The 24689-nt window shown below is 63.8% G+C and carries 20 protein-coding genes and 1 riboswitch; of the genes, 11 read left to right on the top strand and 9 right to left on the bottom strand.

What is annotated here, in order from left to right:
• Nucleotides 1-83: 83 nt before the first annotated feature.
• Together ACHWUQ_RS13970 and ACHWUQ_RS13965 are read left to right on the top strand one after the other, a co-directional pair.
• The gene (locus ACHWUQ_RS13970; protein WP_239811301.1) at nt 84-968 is read left to right on the top strand and encodes a branched-chain amino acid ABC transporter permease; all 885 of its coding nucleotides are present in this window, start codon (nt 84-86) and stop codon (nt 966-968) included.
• 9 nt (nt 969-977) lie between these two features.
• Nucleotides 978-1961: a branched-chain amino acid ABC transporter permease gene (locus ACHWUQ_RS13965; RefSeq protein WP_312409845.1), complete on the top strand. Its 984-nt coding sequence runs from the start codon at nt 978-980 to the stop codon at nt 1959-1961.
• A gap of 75 nt (nt 1962-2036) precedes the next feature.
• On the opposite strand, the gene ACHWUQ_RS13960 is transcribed toward ACHWUQ_RS13965, so the two are convergent.
• Nucleotides 2037-3260, bottom strand: a complete 1224-nt coding sequence (locus tag ACHWUQ_RS13960) for an ABC transporter substrate-binding protein (protein ID WP_239812660.1) — start codon at nt 3258-3260, stop codon at nt 2037-2039.
• A 187-nt stretch (nt 3261-3447) separates the two neighbouring features.
• Nucleotides 3448-3569, top strand: a riboswitch (TPP riboswitch).
• Nucleotides 3570-3867: 298 nt separating this feature from the next.
• Between ACHWUQ_RS13960 and thiC the strand changes: the two genes are divergently transcribed.
• Together thiC and ACHWUQ_RS13950 are read left to right on the top strand one after the other, a co-directional pair.
• The gene (thiC, locus tag ACHWUQ_RS13955; protein ID WP_394681507.1) at nt 3868-5802 is read left to right on the top strand and encodes a phosphomethylpyrimidine synthase ThiC; all 1935 of its coding nucleotides are present in this window, start codon (nt 3868-3870) and stop codon (nt 5800-5802) included.
• 140 nt (nt 5803-5942) lie between these two features.
• Entirely contained in the window at nt 5943-6608 is a 666-nt protein-coding gene (locus ACHWUQ_RS13950; RefSeq protein ID WP_239811304.1) for a nitroreductase, read from the top strand.
• An 18-nt stretch (nt 6609-6626) separates the two neighbouring features.
• Here the strand turns inward: ACHWUQ_RS13950 and ACHWUQ_RS13945 are convergent, their stop codons facing one another.
• Nucleotides 6627-7310, bottom strand: coding sequence for a YitT family protein (locus tag ACHWUQ_RS13945; protein WP_394681506.1), 684 nt, complete (start codon nt 7308-7310; stop codon nt 6627-6629).
• A 163-nt stretch (nt 7311-7473) separates the two neighbouring features.
• Nucleotides 7474-8694 carry an ABC transporter substrate-binding protein gene (locus ACHWUQ_RS13940; RefSeq protein WP_394681505.1) on the bottom strand — a complete coding sequence of 407 codons (1221 nt, stop codon included), beginning with the start codon at nt 8692-8694 and terminating at the stop codon, nt 7474-7476.
• Between the two features lie 289 nt (nt 8695-8983).
• Here ACHWUQ_RS13940 and ACHWUQ_RS13935 point away from each other — a divergent pair, with 289 nt between their 5' ends.
• Nucleotides 8984-12166: an IPTL-CTERM sorting domain-containing protein gene (locus tag ACHWUQ_RS13935; RefSeq protein WP_394681504.1), complete on the top strand. Its 3183-nt coding sequence runs from the start codon at nt 8984-8986 to the stop codon at nt 12164-12166.
• A gap of 104 nt (nt 12167-12270) precedes the next feature.
• Here ACHWUQ_RS13935 and ACHWUQ_RS13930 read toward each other — a convergent pair whose 3' ends face one another.
• The 5 genes from ACHWUQ_RS13930 to yjgA form a co-directional block, all read right to left on the bottom strand.
• Complete coding sequence (locus ACHWUQ_RS13930) at nt 12271-13083, bottom strand: GSU2403 family nucleotidyltransferase fold protein (protein ID WP_394681503.1); 813 nt, start codon at nt 13081-13083, stop codon at nt 12271-12273.
• Between the two features lie 4 nt (nt 13084-13087).
• Nucleotides 13088-14287, bottom strand: coding sequence for an RpiR family transcriptional regulator (locus ACHWUQ_RS13925; RefSeq protein WP_394681502.1), 1200 nt, complete (start codon nt 14285-14287; stop codon nt 13088-13090).
• An 89-nt stretch (nt 14288-14376) separates the two neighbouring features.
• On the bottom strand, nt 14377-15585 hold the full coding sequence (locus tag ACHWUQ_RS13920; protein ID WP_394681501.1) for a multidrug effflux MFS transporter: 1209 nt from the start codon (nt 15583-15585) through the stop codon (nt 14377-14379).
• 295 nt (nt 15586-15880) lie between these two features.
• The gene (gene mog, locus ACHWUQ_RS13915; protein WP_373448643.1) at nt 15881-16477 is read right to left on the bottom strand and encodes a molybdopterin adenylyltransferase; all 597 of its coding nucleotides are present in this window, start codon (nt 16475-16477) and stop codon (nt 15881-15883) included.
• Between the two features lie 22 nt (nt 16478-16499).
• Nucleotides 16500-17186 carry a ribosome biogenesis factor YjgA gene (gene yjgA / locus ACHWUQ_RS13910; protein WP_394681500.1) on the bottom strand — a complete coding sequence of 229 codons (687 nt, stop codon included), beginning with the start codon at nt 17184-17186 and terminating at the stop codon, nt 16500-16502.
• A gap of 80 nt (nt 17187-17266) precedes the next feature.
• Here yjgA and pmbA point away from each other — a divergent pair, with 80 nt between their 5' ends.
• Nucleotides 17267-18667, top strand: coding sequence for a metalloprotease PmbA (pmbA, locus tag ACHWUQ_RS13905; RefSeq protein WP_312409815.1), 1401 nt, complete (start codon nt 17267-17269; stop codon nt 18665-18667).
• Between the two features lie 120 nt (nt 18668-18787).
• Nucleotides 18788-19495, top strand: a complete 708-nt coding sequence (locus tag ACHWUQ_RS13900) for a riboflavin synthase subunit alpha (RefSeq protein ID WP_394681499.1) — start codon at nt 18788-18790, stop codon at nt 19493-19495.
• 179 nt (nt 19496-19674) lie between these two features.
• On the opposite strand, the gene tam is transcribed toward ACHWUQ_RS13900, so the two are convergent.
• Complete coding sequence (tam, locus tag ACHWUQ_RS13895; RefSeq protein WP_394681498.1) at nt 19675-20436, bottom strand: trans-aconitate 2-methyltransferase; 762 nt, start codon at nt 20434-20436, stop codon at nt 19675-19677.
• Nucleotides 20437-20534: 98 nt separating this feature from the next.
• On the opposite strand from tam, the gene ACHWUQ_RS13890 reads away from it, so the two are divergent.
• The 4 genes from ACHWUQ_RS13890 to ACHWUQ_RS13875 all read left to right on the top strand — a co-directional run bounded on the left by ACHWUQ_RS13890 (nt 20535) and on the right by ACHWUQ_RS13875 (nt 24678).
• Nucleotides 20535-21464: a LysR family transcriptional regulator gene (locus tag ACHWUQ_RS13890; protein WP_394681497.1), complete on the top strand. Its 930-nt coding sequence runs from the start codon at nt 20535-20537 to the stop codon at nt 21462-21464.
• Nucleotide 21465: 1 nt separating this feature from the next.
• Nucleotides 21466-22371 carry a LysR substrate-binding domain-containing protein gene (locus tag ACHWUQ_RS13885; protein ID WP_394681496.1) on the top strand — a complete coding sequence of 302 codons (906 nt, stop codon included), beginning with the start codon at nt 21466-21468 and terminating at the stop codon, nt 22369-22371.
• A 99-nt stretch (nt 22372-22470) separates the two neighbouring features.
• Nucleotides 22471-23658 (top strand): alpha-hydroxy acid oxidase, encoded by a 1188-nt coding sequence (locus ACHWUQ_RS13880; protein ID WP_394681495.1) that lies wholly within the window; start codon nt 22471-22473, stop codon nt 23656-23658.
• A 36-nt stretch (nt 23659-23694) separates the two neighbouring features.
• Nucleotides 23695-24678 (top strand): tripartite tricarboxylate transporter substrate binding protein, encoded by a 984-nt coding sequence (locus tag ACHWUQ_RS13875; RefSeq protein WP_312525540.1) that lies wholly within the window; start codon nt 23695-23697, stop codon nt 24676-24678.
• The last annotated feature ends 11 nt before the right edge of the window (nt 24679-24689 follow it).

The raw sequence follows: 24689 nt of genomic DNA, 5'->3' as shown, positions 1-24689 counted from the left end.
CATCGCTGATGGGCCGGGTGCCAAAAGCAGCATTGGCATGGCGCCAGGCGTGTTGTGTTCATTCACCGACTCGTGAGCCTTTCATGGAAATCTTTGGTATCTCATTACCGGCCTTGATGAGCCAGCTGCTGCTGGGTCTGGTCAATGGCTCGTTCTATGCCATTCTCAGTCTGGGATTGGCCGTGATCTTCGGCCTGCTCAACGTGATCAATTTCGCCCACGGCGCTTTGTTCATGCTGGGGGCCATGTTCACCTGGATGGCGGCCTCCTACTTCCAGATCAACTACTGGGTGATGCTGCTGCTGTCACCGATTCTGGTGGGCATCATCGGGGTGCTGATAGAGCGCTTCCTGCTGCGCCATATCTACAAGCTCGACCACCTCTACGGCCTGCTGCTGACCCTGGGCCTGTCGTTGCTGATCGAAGGTGTGTTCCGCTCGATCTATGGTGTCTCCGGCCTGGGTTACGACACGCCAGAGCTGCTCGAAGGCGCCACCAATGTCGGCGTGATGCTGCTGCCCAACTACCGCATGTGGGTCGTCGCGGCCTCGCTGGTCGTCTGCTTTGCCACCTGGTTCGTGATCGAGAAGACCCGCCTGGGTGCCTACCTGCGCGCCGGCACCGAGAACCCCCGTCTGGTCGAGGCCTTCGGTGTCAACGTGCCGCTGATGATCATGCTGACCTATGCCTTTGGCGTGGGCCTGGCCGCCTTCGCCGGCGTGCTGGCCGCTCCGGTCTACCAGGTCACGCCGCTGATGGGACAGAACCTGATCATCACTGTGTTCGCGGTGGTCGTGATCGGTGGCATGGGCTCCATCATGGGCGCCATCATCACCGGTCTGGCACTGGGCGTGATCGAAGGGCTGACCAAGGTCTTCTACCCGGAGGCCTCGGCCACCGTCGTGTTTGTGATCATGGTCATCGTGCTGCTGGTACGCCCGGCTGGCCTGTTTGGCAAAGCGAAGTGAGGTGAGGGGATGAATTCCAAGAAGTTTGCCAAACTGGGATACGGCTTGCTGCTGCTCGGCCTGATTGCGGCGCCGTTCATGGGGGCCTACCCGGTGTTCGTGATGAAGCTGATGTGCTTTGCACTGTTTGCCTGCGCCTTCAATCTGCTGCTGGGCTACACCGGTCTGCTGTCCTTTGGCCATGCCGCCTTCTTTGGTGGCGCGGCCTATGTCACCGGCCATGCGATCAAGGTCTGGCACCTGACGCCGGAGCTGGGCATATTGTTCGGTGTGGTGTTCGGCGCATTGCTGGGCGTGGTGTTCGGCTGGCTGGCCATTCGCCGCCAGGGGATTTATTTCTCGATGATCACGTTGGCGCTCGCGCAGATGCTGTTCTTCGCCTGCCTGCAAATGCCCTTTACCGGTGGTGAGGACGGCCTGCAGGCGGTACCGCGCGGCAAGCTGTTTGGCCTGCTGAGCCTGGAGAGCGACTGGACGATGTACTACGTGGCGCTGGTCATCGTGGTGCTGGCCTTCCTGCTGATCATGCGCACGGTGCATTCGCCTTTCGGCCAGGTGCTCAAGGCCCTGAAAGAAAACGAGCCACGTGCCATCTCGCTGGGCTACGACGTCAACCGCTTCAAGCTGCTGGCCTTCGTCATCTCGGCCGCGCTGGCGGGCCTGGCGGGCTCGCTCAAGACGGTGGTGCTGGGCTTCGCCACGTTGACGGACGTGCACTGGACGGCATCCGGCCAGGTCATCCTGATGACCTTGGTGGGCGGCCTGGGCCTGCTGTCCGGCCCGATCGTCGGCTCGGCGGTGATCGTCGCGCTGGAGAACAAGATCGGCGATATCGGCACCTGGCTGTCGCGCTTGACGGGCGTCGAATGGTTCAACACCTTGGGTGAGTCGGTGACGATCGTGACCGGGCTGATTTTTGTGATCTGTGTGCTGGCATTCCGCCGCGGCATCATGGGCGAGTTGATCGCCTTCATGGACCGCAAGAAGAAATAGCGGAGGGTCGCAGACCCGTCCAAGTCAAAGGCCTGCATTGCGCAGGCCTTTGTTTTTGGGCAGCAGCGGGAGGATTTACTTCCAGAGCTTGCAGGTGCTTTCGGCCTTGGTGGTCCAGACCTCATCGGGGCTGAGCGTCTTGAGCACCTTGAAATAATCCCAGGCGCCTTTGGATTCGGCCGGGGTCTTTACCTGCATCAGGTACATCTCATGCGCATACCGGCCATCGGGGCGGACAACGCCCTTGGCATAAAAGTCGGACAGTGGCTCGGCCTTCAGCGCAGCCATCACCTTGTCCGAATCGGTCGACTTGATGCGGTCCGCTGTCTTCAGGTAAGTCATCATCGCCGAGTAATCGGCCGCCTGCAGCGAGGTCGGCATCTTCTTGAATTTCTCGAAGAAGCGGTCCGAGAACTTGCGGCTCTCGGGGTTCAAATCCCAATGCCAGCTGTCGGTGAACATCAGGCCTTCGGTCTGCTTGAGCCCCAGGCTGTGGATGTCCGAGCTGAACAGCAGCAGGCCAGCCAGTTTCATGGTCTTGGTGACACCAAACTCGCGCGCAGCCTTGATGGTGTTGATGGTGTCGCCGCCCGCGTTGGCCATGGCCAGAATCTGCGCCTTGGAGTTCTGCGCCTGCAGCAGGAAGGATGAGAAATCCGAGGCATTGATCGGGTGGCGCACGGCGCCCACCACGCGCCCGCCGGCGGCCTTGATGACCTTGGTGGTATCGGCCTCCAGCGCATGGCCAAAGGCGTAGTCGGCCGTCAGAAAGAACCAGTCCTTGTCGCCCAGGCCCACGATCGCGCCGCCCGTGCCCTTGGCCAGTGCCACGGTGTCGTAGGCGTAGTGCACGGTGTAGGGGCTGCACTGGTCGTTGGTCAGCGCCGAGGTGCCCGAGCCGTTCACGATGATGAGGCGCTTTTTCTCCTCGGCCACCTTGGCCATCGCCAGGCCGGTGCTGGAGGTGGTGCCGCCCACCAGCATCTGCATATCGCGCTGGTCGAACCACTCGCGGGCCTTCGATGCGGCCAGGTCGGCCTTGTTCTGGTGGTCGGCCACCATCAGCTCCACCGGCTTGCCCAGCAGCTTGCCGCCAAAGTCGTCAATCGCCATCTGCAAGGCCAGGGCCCCGCCCTTGCCATCGACATCGGCGTAGACGCTGGACATGTCGGTGATGAAGCCGATCCGGACCTTGTCTTGCGCCAGCGCGCCTTGGCTGAGCAGGGCCAGCACGCAGCCAGCGGCAGCGGCCGCAATCGCTCGTCGCCGGTGCGGCCGGGCAGAACGCAAAGAGGGCATTGCAGGAACTTGCATCGGGAGGTCTCCTTGTTCAAATGGACAGGCGTACAGCGTGACGGCCAGGTGCGGCGCACCGGTGGGCGGCTGCGCCCCGATGGTTGCAGGCTGCTTCGCGCGCGCCTACTGGGGTAAGCACCAGAGCGCGGCAAAAACGCGTCTGCAGGCGCGGCACGAACCGGCTATACTGCTCGCAGCTCCGGGGTGTGCGAAAGCGCTGAGATGCGAAAGGCAGTTGCAAGACTGCTGATTAGCGAACCCGACGAACTTGATCCGGTTCATGCCGGCGGAAGAAGAGCGGGACCCTGAAAGCACAGCGGTGGAAGGCAGGCAGCGTTGCATGGCACGCGCTTGCAGCCCTCCGCTACGCACACCCCAGGCGCCTCGCGCACTGGGGTTTTGTCTTTTTTGGGGACGGCACCTGTCAGCGCGCAACAGGTGCCGCCATGGCCACCCCACAGCGGCCCTGGCGCAACGCACAGCACGGCCGGGCCGGGGTGCAGTCGATGGGCGTGTTGCGGCCAGGCAGCCATGCCTGGCGTGTTGCAACAGAGCAGGGCCGGCACGTCCCGGAGCGTTCGATGAAATCAACCGCTTTGAGGAGACTGCCATGAACGCCCCTGAGTCCCTGTTCATCCCCGCCACCGGTGATGCCCCCGATGCCGCCCGCTTTAGCGAACTGCTGGCCCGATCGCGCCAGCCTTTTCCTGCGTCGACCAAATCCTACCTGCCCGGTGCCATCCACCCGCAGCTGCAAGTGCCGGTGCGCGATATTGCACTGACCAACGGGGAGCGGGTCAGCGTCTACGACACCTCCGGACCCTACACCGACCCGGCCGTGGCCATCGATGTGCGCCAGGGCCTGCCCGCGCTGCGCGCCGAATGGATTGCCGCGCGCGCTGACAGCGAATACTACGTGGGGCGCCCGCGTGTGGCCCTCGACGATGGCGGCAAGCGCGGCGAAGAAGACCTGCGCGTGGCCCAACTGCGTGCCGAGGCCGCCGCACTGCAGCGCCAGCCGCGCCGCGCCAAGAGCGGCGCCAACGTGACCCAGATGCACTATGCACGTAAGGGCATCATCACCCCCGAGATGGAATACGTCGCGCTGCGCGAGAACGGCCGCCGCGAATGGATGGCCGAGTACCAGCGCGATGCCGCGCGCGAGGCCCGCCTGGCGGGCAACAGCCTGGGCGCGGCGATCCCCAAGATCATCACGCCGGAATTTGTGCGCGACGAGGTGGCGCGGGGCCGGGCCATCATCCCGGCCAACATCAACCACCCCGAGATCGAGCCGATGGCCATTGGCCGCAACTTCAAGGTCAAGATCAATGCCAACATCGGCAACTCGGCGGTGACCTCCAGCATCGAGGAAGAGGTCGAGAAACTGGTCTGGGCCATCCGCTGGGGGGCCGACAATGTGATGGACCTGTCCACCGGCAAAAACATTCACACCACGCGCGACTGGATCGTGCGCAATTCGCCAGTGCCCATTGGCACCGTGCCGATCTACCAGGCGCTGGAGAAGGTAGGCGGCATTGCCGAGGACCTGACCTGGGAGATCTTCCGCGACACGCTGGTGGAGCAGGCCGAGCAGGGCGTGGACTATTTCACGATCCACGCCGGCGTGCGCCTGGCCTATATCCACCTCACGGCCCAGCGCCGCACCGGCATTGTCTCGCGCGGCGGCTCCATCATGGCCAAGTGGTGCATGGCCCACCACCGCGAGAGCTTCCTCTACGAACATTTCGAAGAAATCTGCGACATCATGAAGCAGTACGACGTGAGCTTCTCGCTGGGCGACGGCCTGCGCCCGGGCTGCGCCTCGGACGCCAATGACGAAGCGCAGTTTGCCGAGCTGGCGACGCTGGGCGAGCTGACCCAGCTGGCCTGGAAGCACGATGTGCAGACCATGATCGAAGGCCCGGGCCATGTGCCGATGCACATGATCCAGGCGAACATGACCGAGCAGCTCAAGCACTGCCATGAGGCACCGTTCTACACCCTGGGCCCGCTGACCATCGACATTGCGCCGGGCTACGACCATATCGCCAGTGCCATTGGTGCAGCGATGATCGGCTGGTTTGGCACCGCCATGCTCTGCTATGTGACGCCGAAGGAGCACCTGGGCCTGCCCGACCGCGATGACGTCAAGCAGGGCATCATTGCCTACAAGATTGCCGCGCATGCGGCCGATGTGGCCAAGGGCCACCCAGGTGCGCGCGCGCGTGACGATGCATTGAGCCAGGCGCGTTTCGATTTCCGCTGGGAGGACCAGTTCAACCTGGGGCTGGACCCGGACACGGCCCGCGCCTTCCATGACGAAACCCTGCCCAAGGACAGTGCCAAGGTGGCGCATTTCTGCTCCATGTGCGGTCCCAAGTTCTGCTCGATGAAGATCACGCAGGAGGTGCGCGAGTTCGCCAAGCACCAGGGCGTGGCCGAGGAGCAGGGCATTGCGTTGGGCATGCAGGCCAAGGCCGAGGAGTTCAACCGGGCAGGGGGTGATTTCTACATCCCGATCGCCAGCGACACCACGGCCAGGTAAGGGCAGGCAGCGCTTGACGCACAATGCGGCCGCCACCCGGCGGCCGCATTGGCGCGTCGGTGTCAGCGATGTTTGCTGCGCTGCACTAAACTTCGGGCTGCAGTGTGTCAGCCCCGTTCCACGCCAGAAAGCCCTTTGCCATGAACGTTACGCAAGCCATGAAAGAGCGCCGCTCCGTGCGCGCCTTTTTGCCCAAAGCACCGTCTGCCCAGGCAGTCCACAGCCTGATTGCCGACGCGGCGCAGGCGGCATCGGGCGGTAATCTGCAGCCCTGGCGGGTGGTGGCGCTGGCGGGCCATGCCTTGCAGGAGCTGACCGATGCGATCGCGGACGCGCAGCCGCTGCCCGAGGGCGGCAACAACTACACCTACCCGCCCAATCTCTGGGAGCCGTACCGCACGCGCCGCTTCAAGAATGGCGAGGACCTGTACAAGACCATCGACATTCCGCGCGAGGACAAGGCCGCGCGTCTGGAGCAGCTGGCCAAGAATGGCCGTTTCTTTGGTGCGCCGGTGGGTCTGCTGGTGTTTGCCGACGAGCGCATGGGCTATGCGCAGTGGGTGGACCTGGGCATTTACCTGCAGTCCCTGATGCTGCTGGCCACCGAGCGCGGCCTGGCCACCTGTGCCCAGGGCTACTGGCGCCGCTATGGTGACACCGTGGAGCGGGTGCTCAAGGCCCCTGAGCCTTACAAGGTGGCCTATGGTATTGCGCTGGGGTACGAAGACCCGTCTGCGCCCATCAACAGCCTGCGTGCCGACCGCGCGCCCTTTGGCGACTGGGCGCAGATGCGCGGGTTTGACTAAGACTTTTCAACCAAGGGATCAGACCGCGATATAGCGGTCCTTGCGGTGGTTCATCGCCACGATCAGGTTCAGGATCACCGCCCCGGCAATCGACCAGGCGACCGACACGGCCGGCACCAGCCACAGCGCAAAGGCCACAATGGTGCAGTCCAGCCCCATCTGCACCTTGCCCGCCGACCAGCCTCGGCGCTCCTGCAGGTAGAGCGCCAGAATGCCGAAGCCGCCCAGGCTGACCCGGTGGCGGAACAGAATCAAAAAGCCCGTGCCCAGCAGCACACCGCCGAGAATGGCCGCCAGTGGCTGGGACACATAAGCGATGGACAGCAGCGCCGGCAGCAGCCCGGTGAGCCAGGACGTGGCCACCACCGCGATAAAGGTCTTGACCACGAAGGCGGCGCCCATGCGCTTGGCCGCCAGCCAGTAGAAGGGCAGGTTCAGGCAGAAGAACAGCAGGCCCAGATCCGTGCCGGTGGCGTAGTGCCCCAGCAGCGCAATACCGGCAATGCCGCCCGTCAGCAGCCCCGCGCTTTTGTACAGCACCAAGGCGGTGGAGATCAGCAAGATGCCGACCGCCATCGCGATGCCATCCTCCAGCCAGGAATGGCCGGAGGAGCCGGTCTTGAGTGCCCAGCGGAATTTGCCGGAGGTCAGTTGGGTCACGCGCGCAAAGCCTGCGCTGGCAAAGAGGCGGTATCGGGTCATGGGGAAAGGGCAAGCAAGAGTCCTGCCAGCTTGGGCGCCGTGCATGCGCCCCAGGCCCTGGCAAAGGCGAGATAGCCCTGCAATATAGGGCTAACCCTTATCCCTCAGACCTTGCCAAGGATTGGCGCAGCCCGGCTGCGGGCTGCCTCCCCGGTTCAGAGGCTCACTTCCAGATCGGGCACTGGGCCTCTTGCTTGCTGGCAAACAGCGTATCGCCCGGCAAGGCCTTGATCAGCTTGAACACGTCATGCTTGCCCTTGGACTCTTCGGGCGTCTTGACCTGCAGCAGGTACATGTCGTGCACATAGCGGCCGTTGGACTCGATCTTGCCCTTGCCGAACATGTCGTTCAGCGGCATCGACTTGAGGGTCTGCATCACCTTGTCGGCATCCAGGCTCTGCGCCTTTTCCACAGCCTTGAAGTAGCTCATCGCCGAGGAGTAGTCGGAGGCCTGCAGCGAGGTGGGCATCTTCTTGGTGCGGGCGTAGTAGCGGTCGGTCCAGGCACGGGCCTCGGGCGAGCGGTCCCAGTACCAGCTGTCGGTGAACATCAGGCCGCCGGCGAGCTTGAGGCCCAGACTCTCGACCTCGTTGGCGAACACCATCAGCGCGACCGGCTTCATCTTGGGCGTGACGCCAAACTCCCGCGCGGCCTTGAGCGAGTTCATGAAGTCGCCACCCGCATTGGCCAGGCCCAGGATCTCGGCCTTGCTGGCCTGTACCTGCACGAGGTAGGACGAAAAATCATTCGCGTGGAAGGGCGCACGCACCGATTTGACGATTTGGCCGCCCTGGGCCCGCACCACCTGGGTCACATCGGCCTCCAAGGTGTGGCCAAAGGTGTAATCGGCCACCAGCAGCGCCCAGGTCTTGGCGCCTTGCTCGGACACCGCCCGGCCCGTGCCGCGCGCAATGGCCGTGGTGTCGCTGTTGTAGTGCACCCAGTACGGCGAGCACTGGCTGCCCGTCAGGTTCGAGGAGTAGGCGCCGTTGATCAGCAGCACGCGTTTTTTCTCATTGGCCACCTGGCCCATGGCCAGCGCTGTCGCGGTGTTGGTGCCGGCAATCAGCAGCTGCACATCCTGGGTGTCGACCCATTCGCGCGACTTGGTCGAGGCGATATCGGCCTTGTTCTGGTGGTCGGCCGACAGCAGCTCGATCGGCCGGCCCAGCAGTTTGCCGCCAAAGTCCTCGATGGCCATCTGGATGGCGGTCACGCCGCCCTTGCCATCGCCGTCCGAATACTGGCTGGACATATCGGTCAGAAAACCCAGGCGCACGGGGGCGGGTGCCTGTGCATGGGCAACGCCGGCAATGGCGCTGCAAGCCAGCGCGCAGGCGCTGAAAGCATGTACGCGGCGGCGCTGGGAAAAGGGCTGGGGCATGTTGACTCCTTTGTTATGTGGCTTGCCTGGGTTCAGCAAAGCCCATGCTAAGAGCAGATGCTGCCGGGCGACAGCGGGCAAACCGCCCAAGCACACGGCGTTTGTCACCCACGTTACCGAGCCCGTGGCGCCGAAGCGCATTTAATAAATAGATAAATAAAAACAAATTCCAAATAACAAACAGAGATTTCGGCCCAGGAGACACGCTCAGATGCAGAGGGGAAGTCACGTTTTTTCATCAGGCTGTCACCTGCAGTTGCAACACTTCCGCCTTTCTTTTGGGAACCCTATGCGACGCTTACCCCTTGTGGCCGCCATGGCCTCTTTGCTGATCCTCACGACACACCCTACCTTGGCGGCCGACCAGGCCACCCATACCCCCGCACGCCAGGCGCTGGAAGCCAAGCTGGCTGCTGCCGATCCCCAGGGCCAGGTCTACGTCGAGCATGTCTTCAACGACACGGCTGCGACCACCCTGCCTGCGGGCTGGCGCACCGCTGCATGGAACAAGGGCACGGCCTCCATCGAGGCCAGCACCGGCAATCTGCTGATCAATGGCAAGGCGGACAGCACTGCGATGACTGCCGTGCTTCTGCCTGCGGAGTTCGAGAACCTCTCCAACTACCGTGTGGACATGGCATTCAGCTTCGAGCAGCCGAACAACTCGGCCCGTTGGGGCAGCGTGATGTACCGCACGTCGCCGTCCAGCGCCACGCCGGCGCATGAGCCCTACTACCAGTTCGCGATCCGCCAGACCGCCACGGCCAACAACGGCACGGAGTTTGCGTACCGCAGTGGCGGTGGCTGGTCGGTGCAGGGCACCAAGCCCTATACCGAGGCCATCAGTGCCACCAAGACCTACGTCGCCAGCGTGGTGGTGCATGGCAAGCGCGTGCGCCAGTACCTCGACGGCGTGCTGTTGCACGATGCCCTGCTGAGCGCAGACCTGGCCAAGGGCGGGATCGGCATGCAGACCGCAGGCCTGATCATGCGCGTCAAGAGCATCAAGGTGACCGAGCAGATCACGCCGCTGCCCGAGTTGGACATGCCCGTGATCGTGCAGGACGCTGGCAGCCCTGCTGCAATGGCACCTACCCTCGTGCAGGCCGCAGAAGGCCTGCAATCGCTGGACGGCAGCGGCGCCAGCAATGCACTGTGGACGCTGGACAGCAGCCTGCATCTGCGCGATGCCAGCGGCACCGACGTGGGCACGCTCGCCGCCTATTTTGCCCAGCCCAAGCGCAATACCATCCCGCTGCTGCGCATCCAGGACGAGGCCACCTTGAACGCGTTGGTGACCTTCTCCGACCAGGTGCACAATCTGGCCGACCTGACCTTGTTGTCCAGTGATGTGGCGCTGCTCAAGCAAGCCCGTGCCGCGTTGCCCAAGCTGCGCACTGCGGTGGATTTCAGCGAGCGCAATCTGACCACGTCCAAGGCCGATCTGCTGACCATTGTGGGCGATACCAACCGGGCAGGCGCCAAGATCGCCATCCTGCCCGAGCGCCTGACCGACCGCGCGTTCGTGGCCCATCTGCAGCGCCTGCTGATCACGGTGTGGACCAATGCCGAGGCTGCAACCCCTGAGCAAGCGGCGAAGGTGCTGGTCAGCGGTGTCAACGGCGTCGTCTCTGCCAACAGCGCGGCCTATGCCGAGGTGCTGCGCAAGCTGCCTGCCAACACCTTGCTGCGCAAGCCGCTGGTGATCGGCCACCGGGGCATGCCCAGCCGCGAGGACGAGAACACGCTGGAGAGCGCCAAGGCGGCGGTGGCGGTGGGAGCCGATGCCGTGGAGAACGACATCTACATCACCACCGACGACCACCTGGTCATCATGCATGACGACACCGTGGACCGCACCACCAATGGCACGGGCACCATCGAGAGCATGACCCTGGCACAGGTCAAGGCCCTTGCCAGCAAGACCAAGGGCTACCAGGTGCCCACGATGCGTGAGTACTTCCAGGCGTTCAAGAACGATCCCATCACCCATGTGATCGAGCTCAAGAGCAGCAACCCGCGCATCATTGCCCAGCTCAAGAAGGAAATGGCCGAAGAGGGCGTGGCGGACCAGTCGGTCGCCATCTCCTTCATTGCCGACCAGCTCAAGCGCAGCGGCGAGCAGATGCCCGAGCTGACGGGCGGCTTCCTCAACAGCATTGCCGACAGCGCCGATGTGCCCGCCAGCGTGCGCAATGTGCTGGAGGCCACACAGGCCAACTCCTCCACCTTCAATCCCAGCTACGGCGCCATTCGCCAAAGCACGATGGAAGCGGCCAAGCACCGTGGCGTGACCTTCTGGCCCTGGACGGTGAACGACCCGGCCACCTTCTACAAGTACTACAGCTGGGGAACCCATGGCATCACCACCAACGATGCCTACCTGGCCAGCAACTTCCCGGTTGAGATCGCAGCCAAGCCGCAAACTGCTGCGCTGGCTTTGAATGTGCCACTGAGCCTGGGTGTGACCCTGACCACCCAGCTGCGCGCACAGCGCGATGCCGTTGCCACGGAGCTGGTCTACCTGGGCGGCACTGCGACCGCGGTACCCGGTAGCAATGGGGCGCTCAGCTTCAGCAGTGCCGGCACCGCCATCGTCATGCCCGGCTACCGCCACCAGATGGATGCCACCTACAGCTACGTGATCATGGGCCAACCGGTGACCCTGGTGGTGGGCGACGGCAGCGACGGCGTGGTGGGCACCCCCAATGCCCCGGCAGCCGGCCAGGTGAGCTGCAGCAGCGCGGTGCCCGGCCAGACCAGCACCTGCGCGGTCGTGCCCCAACCCGGCTACCAGCTGGTGGGCCTGGCGGCAGACAGCAGCTGCCCGGCAGGCCAGTGGAATGCCGATCAAACGGCTTACACCACTGGCACGATCTCCGCGCAATGCCAGCTACGCTTTGACTTTGAAGCCAAGCCCGCCAGCGCATCCTTGGCGCCTGTCGGCAAGCAAGGCGAGATGCAAGCCACCGTGCGCGGCGGCGGCACCGGTCTCTGGGCCTTCGATGCCGCGCAAGCGGTGGCCGTGAGCCCTGCAGCAGCGGCGCCCAGCGGCGTGAGCTTTCCGTTTGGCGTCGTCAGCCTGCAGCTGACCGGCGGCCAGGCAGGGCAGAGCGCCACCGTGGAGATGACCTACCCGCAAGCCTTGCCCGCCAACGCCAAGTACTACAAGTACGGTAAGACCGCCGACAACAACCAGCCCCACTGGTATGTCTACCCGAATGCCAGCATCAGCGGCAACAAGGTGGTCCTGACCCTGACCGACGGCCAGACCGGCGATGACGACCTGCAGGCCAACGGCGTCATCCGCGATCCGGGCGGTGTGGCCGTGCTGGCCGATGACCCAGGCACACCTGGCACCCCTGGCGCTACCGCCACCCCCGTGCCTACCTTGGGCCATGCAGCACTCGCGCTGCTATCGGGCGGCCTGGGGCTGCTGGCCTGGCGCCGCAAGCGCGAGGGGCAGGTTTGATCTAGTGCTGTAGTCTTGGATAGGTAGTTGACCGCCAGTGGTGCCTTGGGGTGCCCTGGCAGTTTTTTGTCTATGTCCGTGTACGCAACTTATCTGCCTCAACGCTAGGCGCGAAGTATCCGGTCAAAGGCATAGCTGCAAGTAGCCTGGATTTGCTCGGGTGACAGCTTTCTGTCTACCGGAATCTGGGCAGCGTTGCGGACCATGTCGTTGCCCTCGGCAAACGATTGCAGGCTGAGCGTCCGCACTTCCTCCGCCTGGTTGCCCAGGGCTGGCGCAATGCGAGATGTCCAGTGCGCATTGAACTCTTCCAGCAGAGCGGCGAAGAGCTCGATGGTGTCGTAGATATACAGAACGTCCTGGGCGCGTTTGCCCGCGCTGCGATTTTTTTGGATCAGGAGCTTTTGCACCATGAAGCACAACGGATGGGCCACCAGTACATCCATTCGCCGAGGCAGCGGAAATCCGTTTCCCTGATGGAGACTGATACTCCATGGATCGATCAGCAGAATGTCCAGGTGGCGGATCTTCTGCGCGGAGATGCCGGCTTTCTCCATCGTCGCATCGGTTTCCCCGTTTCGTTTTTTACCGCTGCCCTGCAGAGGCGTTAGAAACTCTGCATAAAAGCCGTTGGACTCATTACCCAGCGTGTAATGTGCCGCTGGTGGTCGATGGTCACCGCTCAAATTTTCTTTGAACCCCTGCTGCGCAAGCGCTTGCTTGATGTCGCCCTCGATAGGCGCCTTGTTGGCAAAGGCCAGGTCGGTGTCTCTTGTCGAAACCGGCTGATAGTCAGGCAAATTAGCCCTGGGATCCAACCTGTGGAGACGATGACTCCAGCCGCCGATGATGACCAGTTGCTGCCGCCATGGCTCCAATGCTTGAACCAACTTGGCGAATGCTTCGAGGTCATTCATTCGATCAGCTCCCCGTGAGTGGCCGTAAGTACTTGTCGTAGATCAGCTGGGCTTGTTCAGCACCCCTTGTGGGATGGCTTTTAACATCCAACCAAACCTGGAATATATCTGCGACCAAGACTCCATCCTGGTTCACCGCAGCTCTGAAGGTGGATTGCGGAAAAGCGGTTTGCCGGAGTATCACATCTGGCCGCTCCGAGGGGAAAGCCATCAGCCCAGCCCATGCCGGAGCTTCCAGGTCTGGAGCCTTGTTGACGTAGATGTAGGGCGGGACGCCACTGACATGACCAATGTCTAGTGCATCCGCTGCAGCAAACAACCCCAGACAAGCGTCGTCTGTATGTTTGCTGAGCAGACTTCGAATTTGCTGATCGGCTGGCAGTCGCAGAAGAAAGCGGCAAGGAATCTCTGAACGGGGCCGCATGGCAGCAGCGCTCCAGCGGCTGAAAAGCTCCTCACAGCGAACCAGCTTCAGGTGCACCGAGGAGTCGCTCAGGTAGCCCTCGTTACGCAGCTGTTGTAGGAACCGGGATGCGCTCATGGCAGACACCTGGGCGCATTCTGCAAGCTCGGAGCCACTTTTGAACCTTCTTCTAGGGGCATTGAGCAGGCCCTCAGGCAGCTCCCACGCCAGCAGCAGCTTTAGCATCCACTGGTTCAGATCGGAGAACAGATTGATGGTCGGTGCAGGACGGGGTAAGCGTCCTTTGCGGGGCTCTTCAGGCAGATGGTTCAGTGGCTGGAAGGCCTTCCCACTGAAATAGCGCTCACCCCTTGCGGAGACAATGCCCACCGCCGTATCGTTGGCGAAACGCTGCGCAAACGCCTGCACATGGTTGACCAGCGATGGCGATGCCTCGGGCACCCATATGACCGCCAGGGGGCTAGCGCCGCTGGAGCGCTCAGCCGCCTCTCTGGCTTGCAAAATGGCCATCGACAGCAGGGGCAACACGCGGTCTGGGCGGCTTTCGGACAGCGCCTTGACTTCTACGATGAACCGCTCAGCGCCAAGCCCGATCACCAAATGCGCATTGGGTGACACTGCAGATTGCATTTCCACCGCCCAACCCTGAGACTGGAAGATCTCAGCCACATGCTGCTCAGCACGCGATCCGGTGGGGGCAACGGAAGAGTTTTTTGGCATGATGGCTGCTCCTAACATGGCCATTTTATTTAACATGGCCATGTTGTCAATCAAGGCCATGTTATTAAATGGCCATTTTTGGCACCCGACCATCTATAGTTGCAGCCTGGACAGATGTCGCTGCAGCGCCATCCTTGGGTTTCGAACCCTCAAGCCACCTGTCCCACCCCCCGCGCATCCGGCATGCGCGATGCCCAGGCAAACACCGCCATCCCCAGCAGCACCGTCACCGCCAGGCCCAGCGCCAGCAGCAGGCCGCTGTGGAAGAGCTGGGGCGCCACGAGGCCGGAGATGATGGTGAAGACCATCATCTGGCTAAAGCCCTGCAAAGAAGAAGCCAGGCCGCGCATCTGGGGGAACTGGCCCATGGCTTCTAGCGTCAGGATGGGCATCAGCTGCGAGATGCCAAAGGTGTAGAGCGTGATCGGCAGGACGGCCCAGGGGACGGTGGGTTGCTGGGTCAGGCTGTTGTAGAGCAGGTTGCAGGCGCAGGCGACCAGCAGGCAGGCGTAGCCGATGCGTTTTTGCACGGCGGGCGGAATGCGGCGGGCAAACACGCTGGAGATGGCTGAGCCCAGCATGGTGCCGGCGATCAGCGGGATGAACAGCCAGCCCAACGCGGTTTCGTCCAGGCCAAGTATGGTCATCACAAACTCGGCGGCTGAGCTGATGTAGATCGAGTTGGCACCGGCCATCAGCGCCAGGCCGATCAGCATGGTGCGGAACTTGCGGTTGCGCAGTGCCTGCAGGTAGTTGCCGGCAATGATGCGCAGCTTCAGCGGCGTGCGGCGCTCGGGCGGCAGGGTTTCGGGCAACTGGCGCCAGATCAGCAGCGCCAGCAAGACGCCAAAGCCCGACAGGAAATAGAAGCTGTAGCGCCAGCCGCCATGGCTTTGCAGCCAGCCGCCCAGCACGGGCGCCAGCGCAGGGGCCAGGCCAAACACCATCATCACCAGCGCCATCATGCGCTGCGCCTCGGCACCCTGGTGCTGGTCTTGCACCATCGCGCGCACGATGACCATGCCCGAGCCGGCGCACAGGCCCTGCACCAGGCGCATCAGCACCAGCGATTCAATCGAGCCGGCAAAGGCCGCTGCCAGCGAGGTGATGCCGTAGCCGATGGCCGAGACCATCAACACGCGGCGGCGGCCGAAGGTATCGCTGAGCGTGCCGTAGAACAGCATGGTGCTGGCCATCGCAAACACGTAGACGCTCAGGGTTTGCTGAACTGCAATGGGTGAGGCGCCAAACTCCTGCCCGATGGCATGGAAAGAGGGCAGGTAGGTATCGATGCCCAGCGGACCAATCATGGTGCACAGGGCAAACAGCAGGGTGAGCGTAACGGGTGACTTTTGCATGGGGCGCTGGGCGCGCTGCCCGGGCCGCGATCACCAAGCGCTGCTAGGCCCTGCGGGCCCATGGCTTGGATGGAGGAAAAAGCGGGTGGGGCGAGGGCGCCGAAATGAAGAACCACCGCCCTACAAAAATGGCAGAGGCAAGGCGGCAAGCAGGCATTTAACCAAAAAACGCCGCTGCCTGTGCCAACCGCCGGCGCCGCCAAAACGCGCTGGGACATTGGCTGCCCGCAATGCAAAGAGCGCGAAACTGTGTACACATTTCGCGCTCTGGGCGGTTATCAGCGGTGTCAAACGCCTAGCCCGCGCTGGGCCGCTCGGCGCCCTTGGGGCGAAATGCCTTGCAAACGGCTTCGTCGGTTTGCAGATAGGGGCCGCCAATCAGGTCCACGCAGTAGGGTACCGCGGCAAAGATGCCGGGCACCTGCTGCTGGCCTTCGGCGTCCTTCAGGCCTTCCAGGGTCTGGGCAATCGCCTTGGGCTGGCCGGGCAGGTTGATGACCAGGCTGCTGCCCCGGATGACGGCTACCTGGCGCGACAGAATCGCGGTCGGTACAAACTGCAGGCTGATCTGGCGCATCTGTTCGCCAAAGCCGGGCATCACCTTGTCTGCGATGGCCAGAGTTGCTTCGGGCGTCACATCGCGCGGTGCAGGGCCGGTGCCGCCGGTGGTCAGCACCAGCGCGCAGCCAAGGTCCACCAGCTCGATGAGGGTCTGGCTGATCAGTGCCTCGTCGTCGGCAATCAGCCGGGTCTCGTACTGCAGCGGGTTGCGCAGCGCGCGGCCCAGCCAGTCCTGCAAGGCAGGCAGGCCCTTGTCTTCATAGACGCCGGTGCTGGCGCGGTCGCTGATCGAAACGAGGCCTATCTTGACGGTGTCGTACGTGCTGCTCATCGCTTGCCCTGTTGCGCTGCCATCAGGCCTGGTCATCGTCGTCTTCGCCGTCTGCAGCCGTATCGCTGCTGCTGCGGCTGGCGCTGTGGGCGGCCATCACATGGTCGCGCACCAGCTGGAACAGCTCGCGGTAGGCGCGGCCCTTGCGGGGTGCCTGGCCGGTGGATTCCTGCACATTGGCCTCATGGGCGCTGGGCATGTCCTTGCGGGCCTGGCGCACCAGGGAGCGCAGTTGCTGGATGTCGGTATCGGGGGCTTCGTTGATCCACTGGGCCACCGCATCGTCGCTGACGATCATGCGGTCGCGCCACTGCTCGGCGGCATGCAGCAGGGCCTTTTCCAGGCTGGAGCCTTCCTTTTGCTCGGACAGGGCTGCCTTGATCGCGGCGATTTCGCTGTCTTCGAGCTTGCGCATCAGCTTGCCGATGTACTGCATCTGGCGGCGCTTGCCCTCGAAATTGGTGATGCGCTTGGCCTCGGCCAGCGCATTGCTCAGGATTTCAGGCAATTCCAGGCGCTTGAAGAGGTCGCTGCGCAAGGTCAGCAGTTCCTTGCCCAGGTCTTGCAGGTCATCCATTTCCTTTTTCAGGTCGGACTTGCTCGACTCGGTCGTGCCTTTGAGCTCGGCCTTGAGTTCGATATCGAGCTCGCTGCCTTCGGCCACGAACTTGCCGCGAACGAAATAGCCTTTTTTGGGTTTGCGTGACATGGTTAAATGCTTTTGTTCAAAAGGCCATCGCCCGGCGCAGTGCCTGGGCGATGGCGGTTATCAGTATCATAGCGGGCAGTATGAATAAATCCGTATCCAGCTCCAACAGCCAAGGCGATGCCAAGGCCGAGTCCGGCTTCAGTTACAGCCGCGCATTTTTCAAAGATCTCGTCGAGCAGGCGCTCTCGCATGCCAAAAAACTCGGTGCGACCGATGCCGGGGCCGATGCCTCCGAAGGCTCCGGTCTATCGGTGAGTGTGCGCAAGGGCGAGCTGGAGACGGTGGAGCGCAACCGGGACAAATCTCTGGGAGTGACGGTGTATCTGGGCAAGCGCCGTGGCAATGCCAGCACGTCCGACTTCTCTGCCGAAGCAGTGCAGCGCACCGTGCAGGCGGCCTATGACATTGCACGCTTCACCGCCGAGGACCCTATCGCAGGTCTGCCCGACGCAGCCGATATTGTGCCAGCAGCCGAGCACCGTGAACTGGAGCTATTCCATCCTTGGGCCATTGACAGCGAAGCGGCGGCCCAATTGGCCCTGCAGTGCGAGGCGGCGGCCTTTGCCACCGACAAGCGCATCACCAACAGCGAAGGCGCCGGTGTGTCGGCCCAGCAAAGCCATTTCTACAGCGCCCACACCAACGGTTTCGCCGGCGGTTATGCCAGCTCGCGCCACAGCCTGTCGGTGGCACCGATTGCCGGCAAAGGCGCCGACATGCAGCGCGATGCCTGGTACAGCAGCATGCGCCGCGCCAGCGACCTGGCCGATCCTGCCGTGGTAGGCCGGTATGCGGCCGAGCGCGCACTCTCGCGCCTGGGTGCCCGCAAGATTGCCACGACCGAATGCCCGGTGCTGTTCGATGCCCCGCTGGCCGCCGGCCTGGTGGGCTCGCTGGTGCAGGCCATCAGCGGCGGCGCGCTCTACCGCCGCAGCTCCTTTTTGCTGCATTCGCTGGGCAAGAAGGTCTTCCCCAAGCACATCCAGCTGGTCGAAGATCCCTTCATCATCGGCGGCAAGGGCAGCGCGCCTTATGACGACGAAGGCGTGCGCGTGTCCAAGCGTTCGGTGATCGAAGACGGCAAGGTGGCCGGCTATTTCCTGTCCACCTATTCGGCCCGCAAGCTGAGCATGCGCACCACCGGCAATGCCGGCGGCGCCCACAACCTGCATTTCTACTCGACCAAGACCCGCCCTTCGGACGACCTCAACGCCATGCTGCAAAAGCTGGGCACGGGCCTGTTCGTCATCGAGCTGATGGGCCAGGGCGTGAACCCGGTCACCGGCGATTATTCGCGTGGCGCCAGTGGTTTCTGGGTGGAAAACGGCCAGATCGCCTTTCCGGTCGAAGAGATCACGATTGCCGGCAACCTCAAGGACATGTTCAAGGGCATCGAGGCCGTGGGCGCCGATGCCTACAACGCCGGCTCCAAGACCTTGGGCAGTATCCTGATCAACCGCATGAAGGTGGCAGGGTCCTGATCCCTCGCCGCTCAATAGCATGCAGCCCGCTCAGAGCCATCCAATCCAGGGGCGGCGGGCGGGTTTTATTTTTTGACTGAGCAGCTGGCCAAAGCGGGCCGGCACTGTAAGGAGTGGGCTGTGTTTACCGGCATTATTCAGGCAGTGGCGCGCATCAGCGCGATTGACGACCAACCGGGGCTGCGGAGCTTTACCGTGGCCTTTCCCGATGGCTTTTGCGATGACCTGGCGATAGGGGCCAGTGTGTCGCACGACGGCGTATGCCTGACGGTGACCGAGCTGCTGGACCCCACGCACGCGCGCTTTGATGTGATGCAGCAGAGCCTGAACATCACCACCCTGGGCGGGCTGGAACTCGGCTCGCTAGTGAATGTGGAGCGCGCGGCCAAGGATGGCGCCGAGATTGGCGGCCACCCGCTGTCGGGCCATGTGGACTTTACCGGCACCTTGGTGCAGGTGCGCCAGTTCGACAACAACCATGTGATGCGGGTCGCAGTGCCCGAGGCCTTTCGCCGCTATGTATTCGCCAAGGGCTATATCGCCATCAATGGCGCCAGCCTGACCGTTGCCGAGGTCAACCGCCAGGAAGGCTGGTTCGAGGTCTGGCTCATCCCCGAGACCTTGCGCATGACCGTGTTTGGCGACAAGCGCGCCGGTGACCGCCTGAACATCGAGATCGAGCGCAGTACCCAGGTGGTGGTGGACACCGTGCGTGAGGCAGTGGACGAGAAGCTGGGCCAACTCAAGCCCCTGCTCGAAGCGCTGCTGCGCGAGAAAGGCCTGAGCCTGGAAGACCTGGTTACACCGCCGCAACTGCCCAAGGCTTGATGGCCAAGTCGTGGACAGGGGTCCTCTGCATGACCCTCGCCCAATGGGATGGATCCGGATCGGGATGAGACGCAAGGCGTCTTTTGCGGTCAATAGCGGTAGCTATTGACAAGGAAGACAACGCAGCGGATCGCCCGAGACCGCGTTCAGACCACGGCAGGGAGTTGTGCAGAGGATCCCTAGCGGGTGGCGACGATAAAGATCCGGGGGAAGGGCAGCAGCACCGTGCCGCTGGGCAGCGCCGGGTAGGCCTGGCGGATGGCGGCCAGGTAGTCCGCCAGGTACTGCGTCTTCTCCTGTGCATCGAGCTGCGCCAGGAACGGCCGCAGCGCCGAGCCTTTGAACCATTCGACCACCGCCTCGTGGTTGGCCAGTGGGTGCATATAGGTGGTGCGCCAGGCATCGACCCGGCTGCACAGCGGCTGCAGCAGCGCGTAGTACCAGTCAAGGTTATGCCGATCAGGGTGACGCACCGCGCCGATGCGCGAAGCCCAGGGGCCTTGCGCGGCTACCTCCCGCGCCAGCACATGGGCGGGCTCTTGCAGATTGTCGGGTGTCTGCACCGCCAGGCTGCCGCCAGCGCGCAGTTGCTGCAGCAATTGCGGGTAGAGGCGGGCATGGTCGGGCAGCCACTGCAGGCTGGCATTGGCCAGAATCACATCCACGGCCGGTGCGGCCTGCCAGTTACCAATATCGGCCAGCGCAAACGGCGTCTGCGGCAGGCGCTCGCGTGCAGCGCGCAGCATGTCTTCGTCATTGTCCAGCCCCGTCACCGCCGCATCGGAGTAGCGCGCCTGCAGCACTTCGGTGGAGTTGCCAGGGCCGCAGCCCAGGTCAATGGCAGTCTGCACCTCGGTGTTTGGAATGGCGGCTACCAGATCACGCACGGGGCGGGTGCGTTCGGCTTCAAACTGGCTGTACTGCTGGGCGGACCAGGTCATGGGGTTCTCCTTCTGTCTTGCCCGGCACTGTTGTGCGCTTTACCCATGCTGACAAATACGCTATAAAAACCACAACCATACTTTTGAGGTATTGCTTGATGGAGTTGAGACAGCTGCGGGCCCTGGTCTGCATTGCCGAGTGTGGCAACCTGACCCGCGCTGCCCAGCAACTGGGTATGCAGCAGCCACCGCTGACGCGCCTGTTGCAGCAGTTGGAGGCCGAGATGGGCACGCCGTTGATGGAGCGGCTGCCCCGAGGCATGCGGCCCACCGCCGCCGGTCTGGCGCTGGTGCAGGAGGCGCGCATGGTGCTGGCCCGGGTGGAGGCCATGGCCGGCCTGGTTCAGGATGCCGCCCAGGGCGGGCGTGGCCATGTGGCCATTGGCTTTACCAGCTCGGCGGCGTTGCACCCCTTGGTGGCACAGGTGCTGCGGGCTTTCAGGGCGCAGTGGCCGCGCGTGAAGGTCACGTTGGAAGAGGCGGGATCGGGCGAGCTGCTGGACGGCCTGCTGGCGCAACGCCTGCATGCGGCGCTGGTGCGCTCGGCCTGGGAGGCGCAGCCCAGCCTCAGCAGCCGGCATCTGCTGAGCGAGCCGATGGTGGTGGCCGGGCCGCTGGGCCATGCACTGATGCAGTCGCGCCGCCCCTTGCCGCTGGCGCAGCTGCGGGGCCAACCGCTGGTGCTGTACCGGCGGCCAGCGGGCCCGGGCCTGTACGATGGCATCGTCGCTGCCTGCGTGGGCGCGGGCTTTCATCCACAGGTGGTGCAAGAGGCCCCGCGCCTGACTGCCACGTTGAGCCTGGTAGCCGCCGGCCTGGGCCTGAGCATTGTGCCGGCCTCCCTGCAGAGCCTGCGCAGCGATGGGCTGGCCTACCGGCGGCTGAGCGGTGCGCCCGGCCTGGTGGCGCCGCTGATCCTGGTCAGCCAGCGCCGTCCTGAGGCCCAGGCCCGCGTGCTGCTGCAGCACCTGGGCAGCATTCTGGACCAGCAGCTGACGCTGCAGCGGCCGCGCAAGGGGGGCGCCTGACATGCAAAAACGCATCATGCCGTCGATGATGGCGCTGCAGTGCTTTGAGGCCGTGGCGCGCCACATGAGCTTTACCCTGGCGGCCCAGGATTTGTTCTTGACCCAGAGCGCCATCAGCAAGCAGATTGCGCAGCTGGAAGCCACCGTCTGCCAGGCGCTGTTCCACCGCTCGGCGCGCGGGCTGTCGCTCACCCCGGCCGGGCGCATGTACCTGGGCGAAGTGCGCAGCATCCTGAACCAGGTCGATGCCTCGGCCCGTTATGTGATGGGCTACGGCGAGGCGGACGAAACGCTGACGATTGCCGTGCAGCCCACCTTTGGCATCACTTGGCTGGTGCCTCGCCTGCGGCTGTTTCTGCAGGCCTACCCGCACATCCAGGTCGTCACCAAGGGCGACGCCCGGCCTTTTGACCTGATGCAGTCGCGCATCGATATCTCGCTGTTCTATGGCGAAGGCAGCCTGCCAGGCGCGGACTGCCACCGCCTGTTCGAGGCCGATGTGGCAGTGGTGTGTGCGCCGGACATCTTGCCTGCCGATGGCTTGGCCTCGCTCGCTGAGCTGGAGCAGTTGCCCATGGTCCAGTGCTCGTTTCGGCCCGAGATCTGGCGCGACTGGTTTGCCTGCCAGGGCTTTGTGCCGGCCGATGCCTACCGGGGCACGCGCTTTGACACCTTCTCGATGTGCCTGCAGGCCGCACAAGAGGGCATTGGCCTGGCCATCATGCCGCGCATGTTTGCCGAGCAGGCGCTGGCCCAGGGCCGCCTGGTGCAGCCCTGGCCCTTTGTGCAGCCCAGCGACGGCGCCTACTACGTGGCCCATGCCAGCCCCTGCGCAGCCTTGCCCAAGATCCGCCATTTTGTCGATTGGGTGCTGGCACAGGCGCATGCCAGCCCGCCATCCGCATGAAATTTTGGAATAGCCCGATCATTTAATTTCGTTTGCCCCGGGCGGGGCGGCTGTCAACAATGCGTGGTTGGAAAAACAATAACCACGGAGACCGCGCACATGGCCGCGCTGCACCACTACCTCTCGATTGCCGACCTGGAGCGCGCTGCCCGCAAACGCTTGCCCGCCTGTGTGCGCGGCTATGTCTGCGGCGGCACGGAAGACGGCGTCTCGCTGCAGCAAAGCCTGCAGGCCTTCTCGCGCCTGGGCTTTGTGCCGCGCGGCCTGCGCCATGTGGCCCAGCGCAGCACGGCCACCACCTTGTGGGGCCAGACTTATGCGATGCCGATGGGCTTTGCGCCCACCGGCTTTGCCGCCATCGTGATGAAGGACTGCGACGCGGCGCTGGCCAAGGTGGCGCAGGCGCAGTCGCTGCCCTTCATCATCAGCGGCGCATCGACCGTGCCTTTGGAACAGCTGCAAAGCGCGCATGACCAGCGCTGCTGGTACCAGGCCTACCTGCCGGGCAATATGGCGCGCATCCTGCCGCTGCTGCAGCGCCTGGAACGTGCCCAGATCCCCGTGCTGGTGGTCACCATCGACACCTGCGTGGGCGCCAACCGCGAGAACCTGCAGCGCCTGCGCTTTACCGTGCCGTTTCGCCCCAGCTGGACCTTGTTGCTCGACGGCCTGCGCCACCCGCGCTGGAGCTGCGATGTGTTTTTGCGCACCGTGTTGAGCCAGGGCGTGCCCCGCTTTGCCAACCTGGCCCATGAGGCAGGGCCGGCCATCACCGCCGACCCGCCCCATGGCTTTCGGGGCGAGCGTGATCAGCTCGACTGGGACTGCATAGACCAGATACGCGCGGCCTGGAAGGGCAAGCTGGTGCTTAAGGGCGTCATGCACCCGGAAGACGCCCGACTTGCCGTGGCCCATGGCGCCGATGCGGTCATCGTCTCCACCCATGGCGGGCGCCAGCTCGATGCCTGCATCTCGCCCCTGCAGGCGCTGCCCGAGATTCGGCAGGCCGTGCCTGCCGGCTATCCGGTGTTCATCGACGGCGGCTTTCGCCGGGGCAGCGATGTGCTCAAGGCCATGGCGCTGGGCGCCGACCTGGTCTTTACCGGCCGGCCGCAGCTGTTTGGCGCGGTGGTAGCGGGCGAGGCGGGCATTGCCCACGCCGTGCAGCTGTTCCGCCAGGAGCTGATGACCAATCTGGCGCTGCTGGGTGTCAACCGCCCGCAGGAGCTGACGGCGGACTGCCTGCGCATCCAGGGCGATTTTTCGCTGCCCCCCAGTCAGCGCTAAAGCGCTTCACCTATTTGCAATCAAGGAGACAAAAAAATGATGACACTGAGCAAGGCCGCGCTGGCCGTGGCTGCCGCATGGGCGCTGTTGCCCGCCGCACAGGCCCAAGGCACGGGCTACCCCGGCAAGCCGGTGAAACTGGTCGTGGGCTATGCCCCCGGCGGCGCCACCGACATTGGCGCGCGGCTGATCGCCGATGCGCTGGGCAAGGACCTGGGCCAGTCCTTCATCGTCGAAAACCGCCCGGGCGCCAACAGCAATATCGGTGCCGAGTATGTGGTGCGCGCGCCCGCCGACGGCTACACGCTGTTTGTCGGATCCATCTCGACGGCGATCAACCAGGGCCTCTACACCAAGCTGGCCTTTGACGCCGGCAAGGACCTGGTGCCGGTCGCCCAGCTCAACGTGGTGCCCAATATCCTGGCTGTGAGCGCCAAGCTGCCGGTCAACTCGGTAGCCGAGTACATCGCCTATGGCAAGCAACATCCGGACAAGCTGACCTGCGCATCGCCGGGCAGTGGTTCTTCGGCCCATCTGGGTTGCGAGCTGTTCAAGCTCAAGACAGGCACCAGCATCCTGCATGTGCCTTACCGGGGCAGCGGCCCGGCGGTGTCGGATCTGCTGGGCGGGCAGGTGGACTCGATGATGGACAACCTGCCGCCGCTGCTGGCGCAGATCCGTGCCGGCAAACTCAAGGGCCTGGCGGTGACGACCGCAGAACGCGTCGATTTTGCGTCGGACATTCCGACCGTCGCCGAGTCCGGGGTGCCCGGCTTTGAGGTCGCCGCCTGGTTTGGCGTGTTTGCGCCAGCTGGCACGCCTGCCCAGGTGGTGGAGACCGTCAACAAGGCCATCAACCGCGCGCTGAATACCAACCCCGATGTGCGGGCCAAGTACCAGAGCAATGGCTTCATGCTGCCGCCAGCGCCCAATTCACCCGCCAGTTTTCAGCGCTTCTTCAACAGCGAGATCAAGCGCTGGGGCGAGGTGGCGCAGGCCACCCGCCTGAAGATCGACTGAGGCCCCGGCTG

It is taken from the genome of uncultured Comamonas sp., assembly GCF_964277875.1.
Lineage (GTDB): Bacteria > Pseudomonadota > Gammaproteobacteria > Burkholderiales > Burkholderiaceae_C > Comamonas > Comamonas sediminis.
Note: the sequence above shows the minus strand (reverse complement) of the source record. Positions and strands in the feature narration are given on the sequence as shown.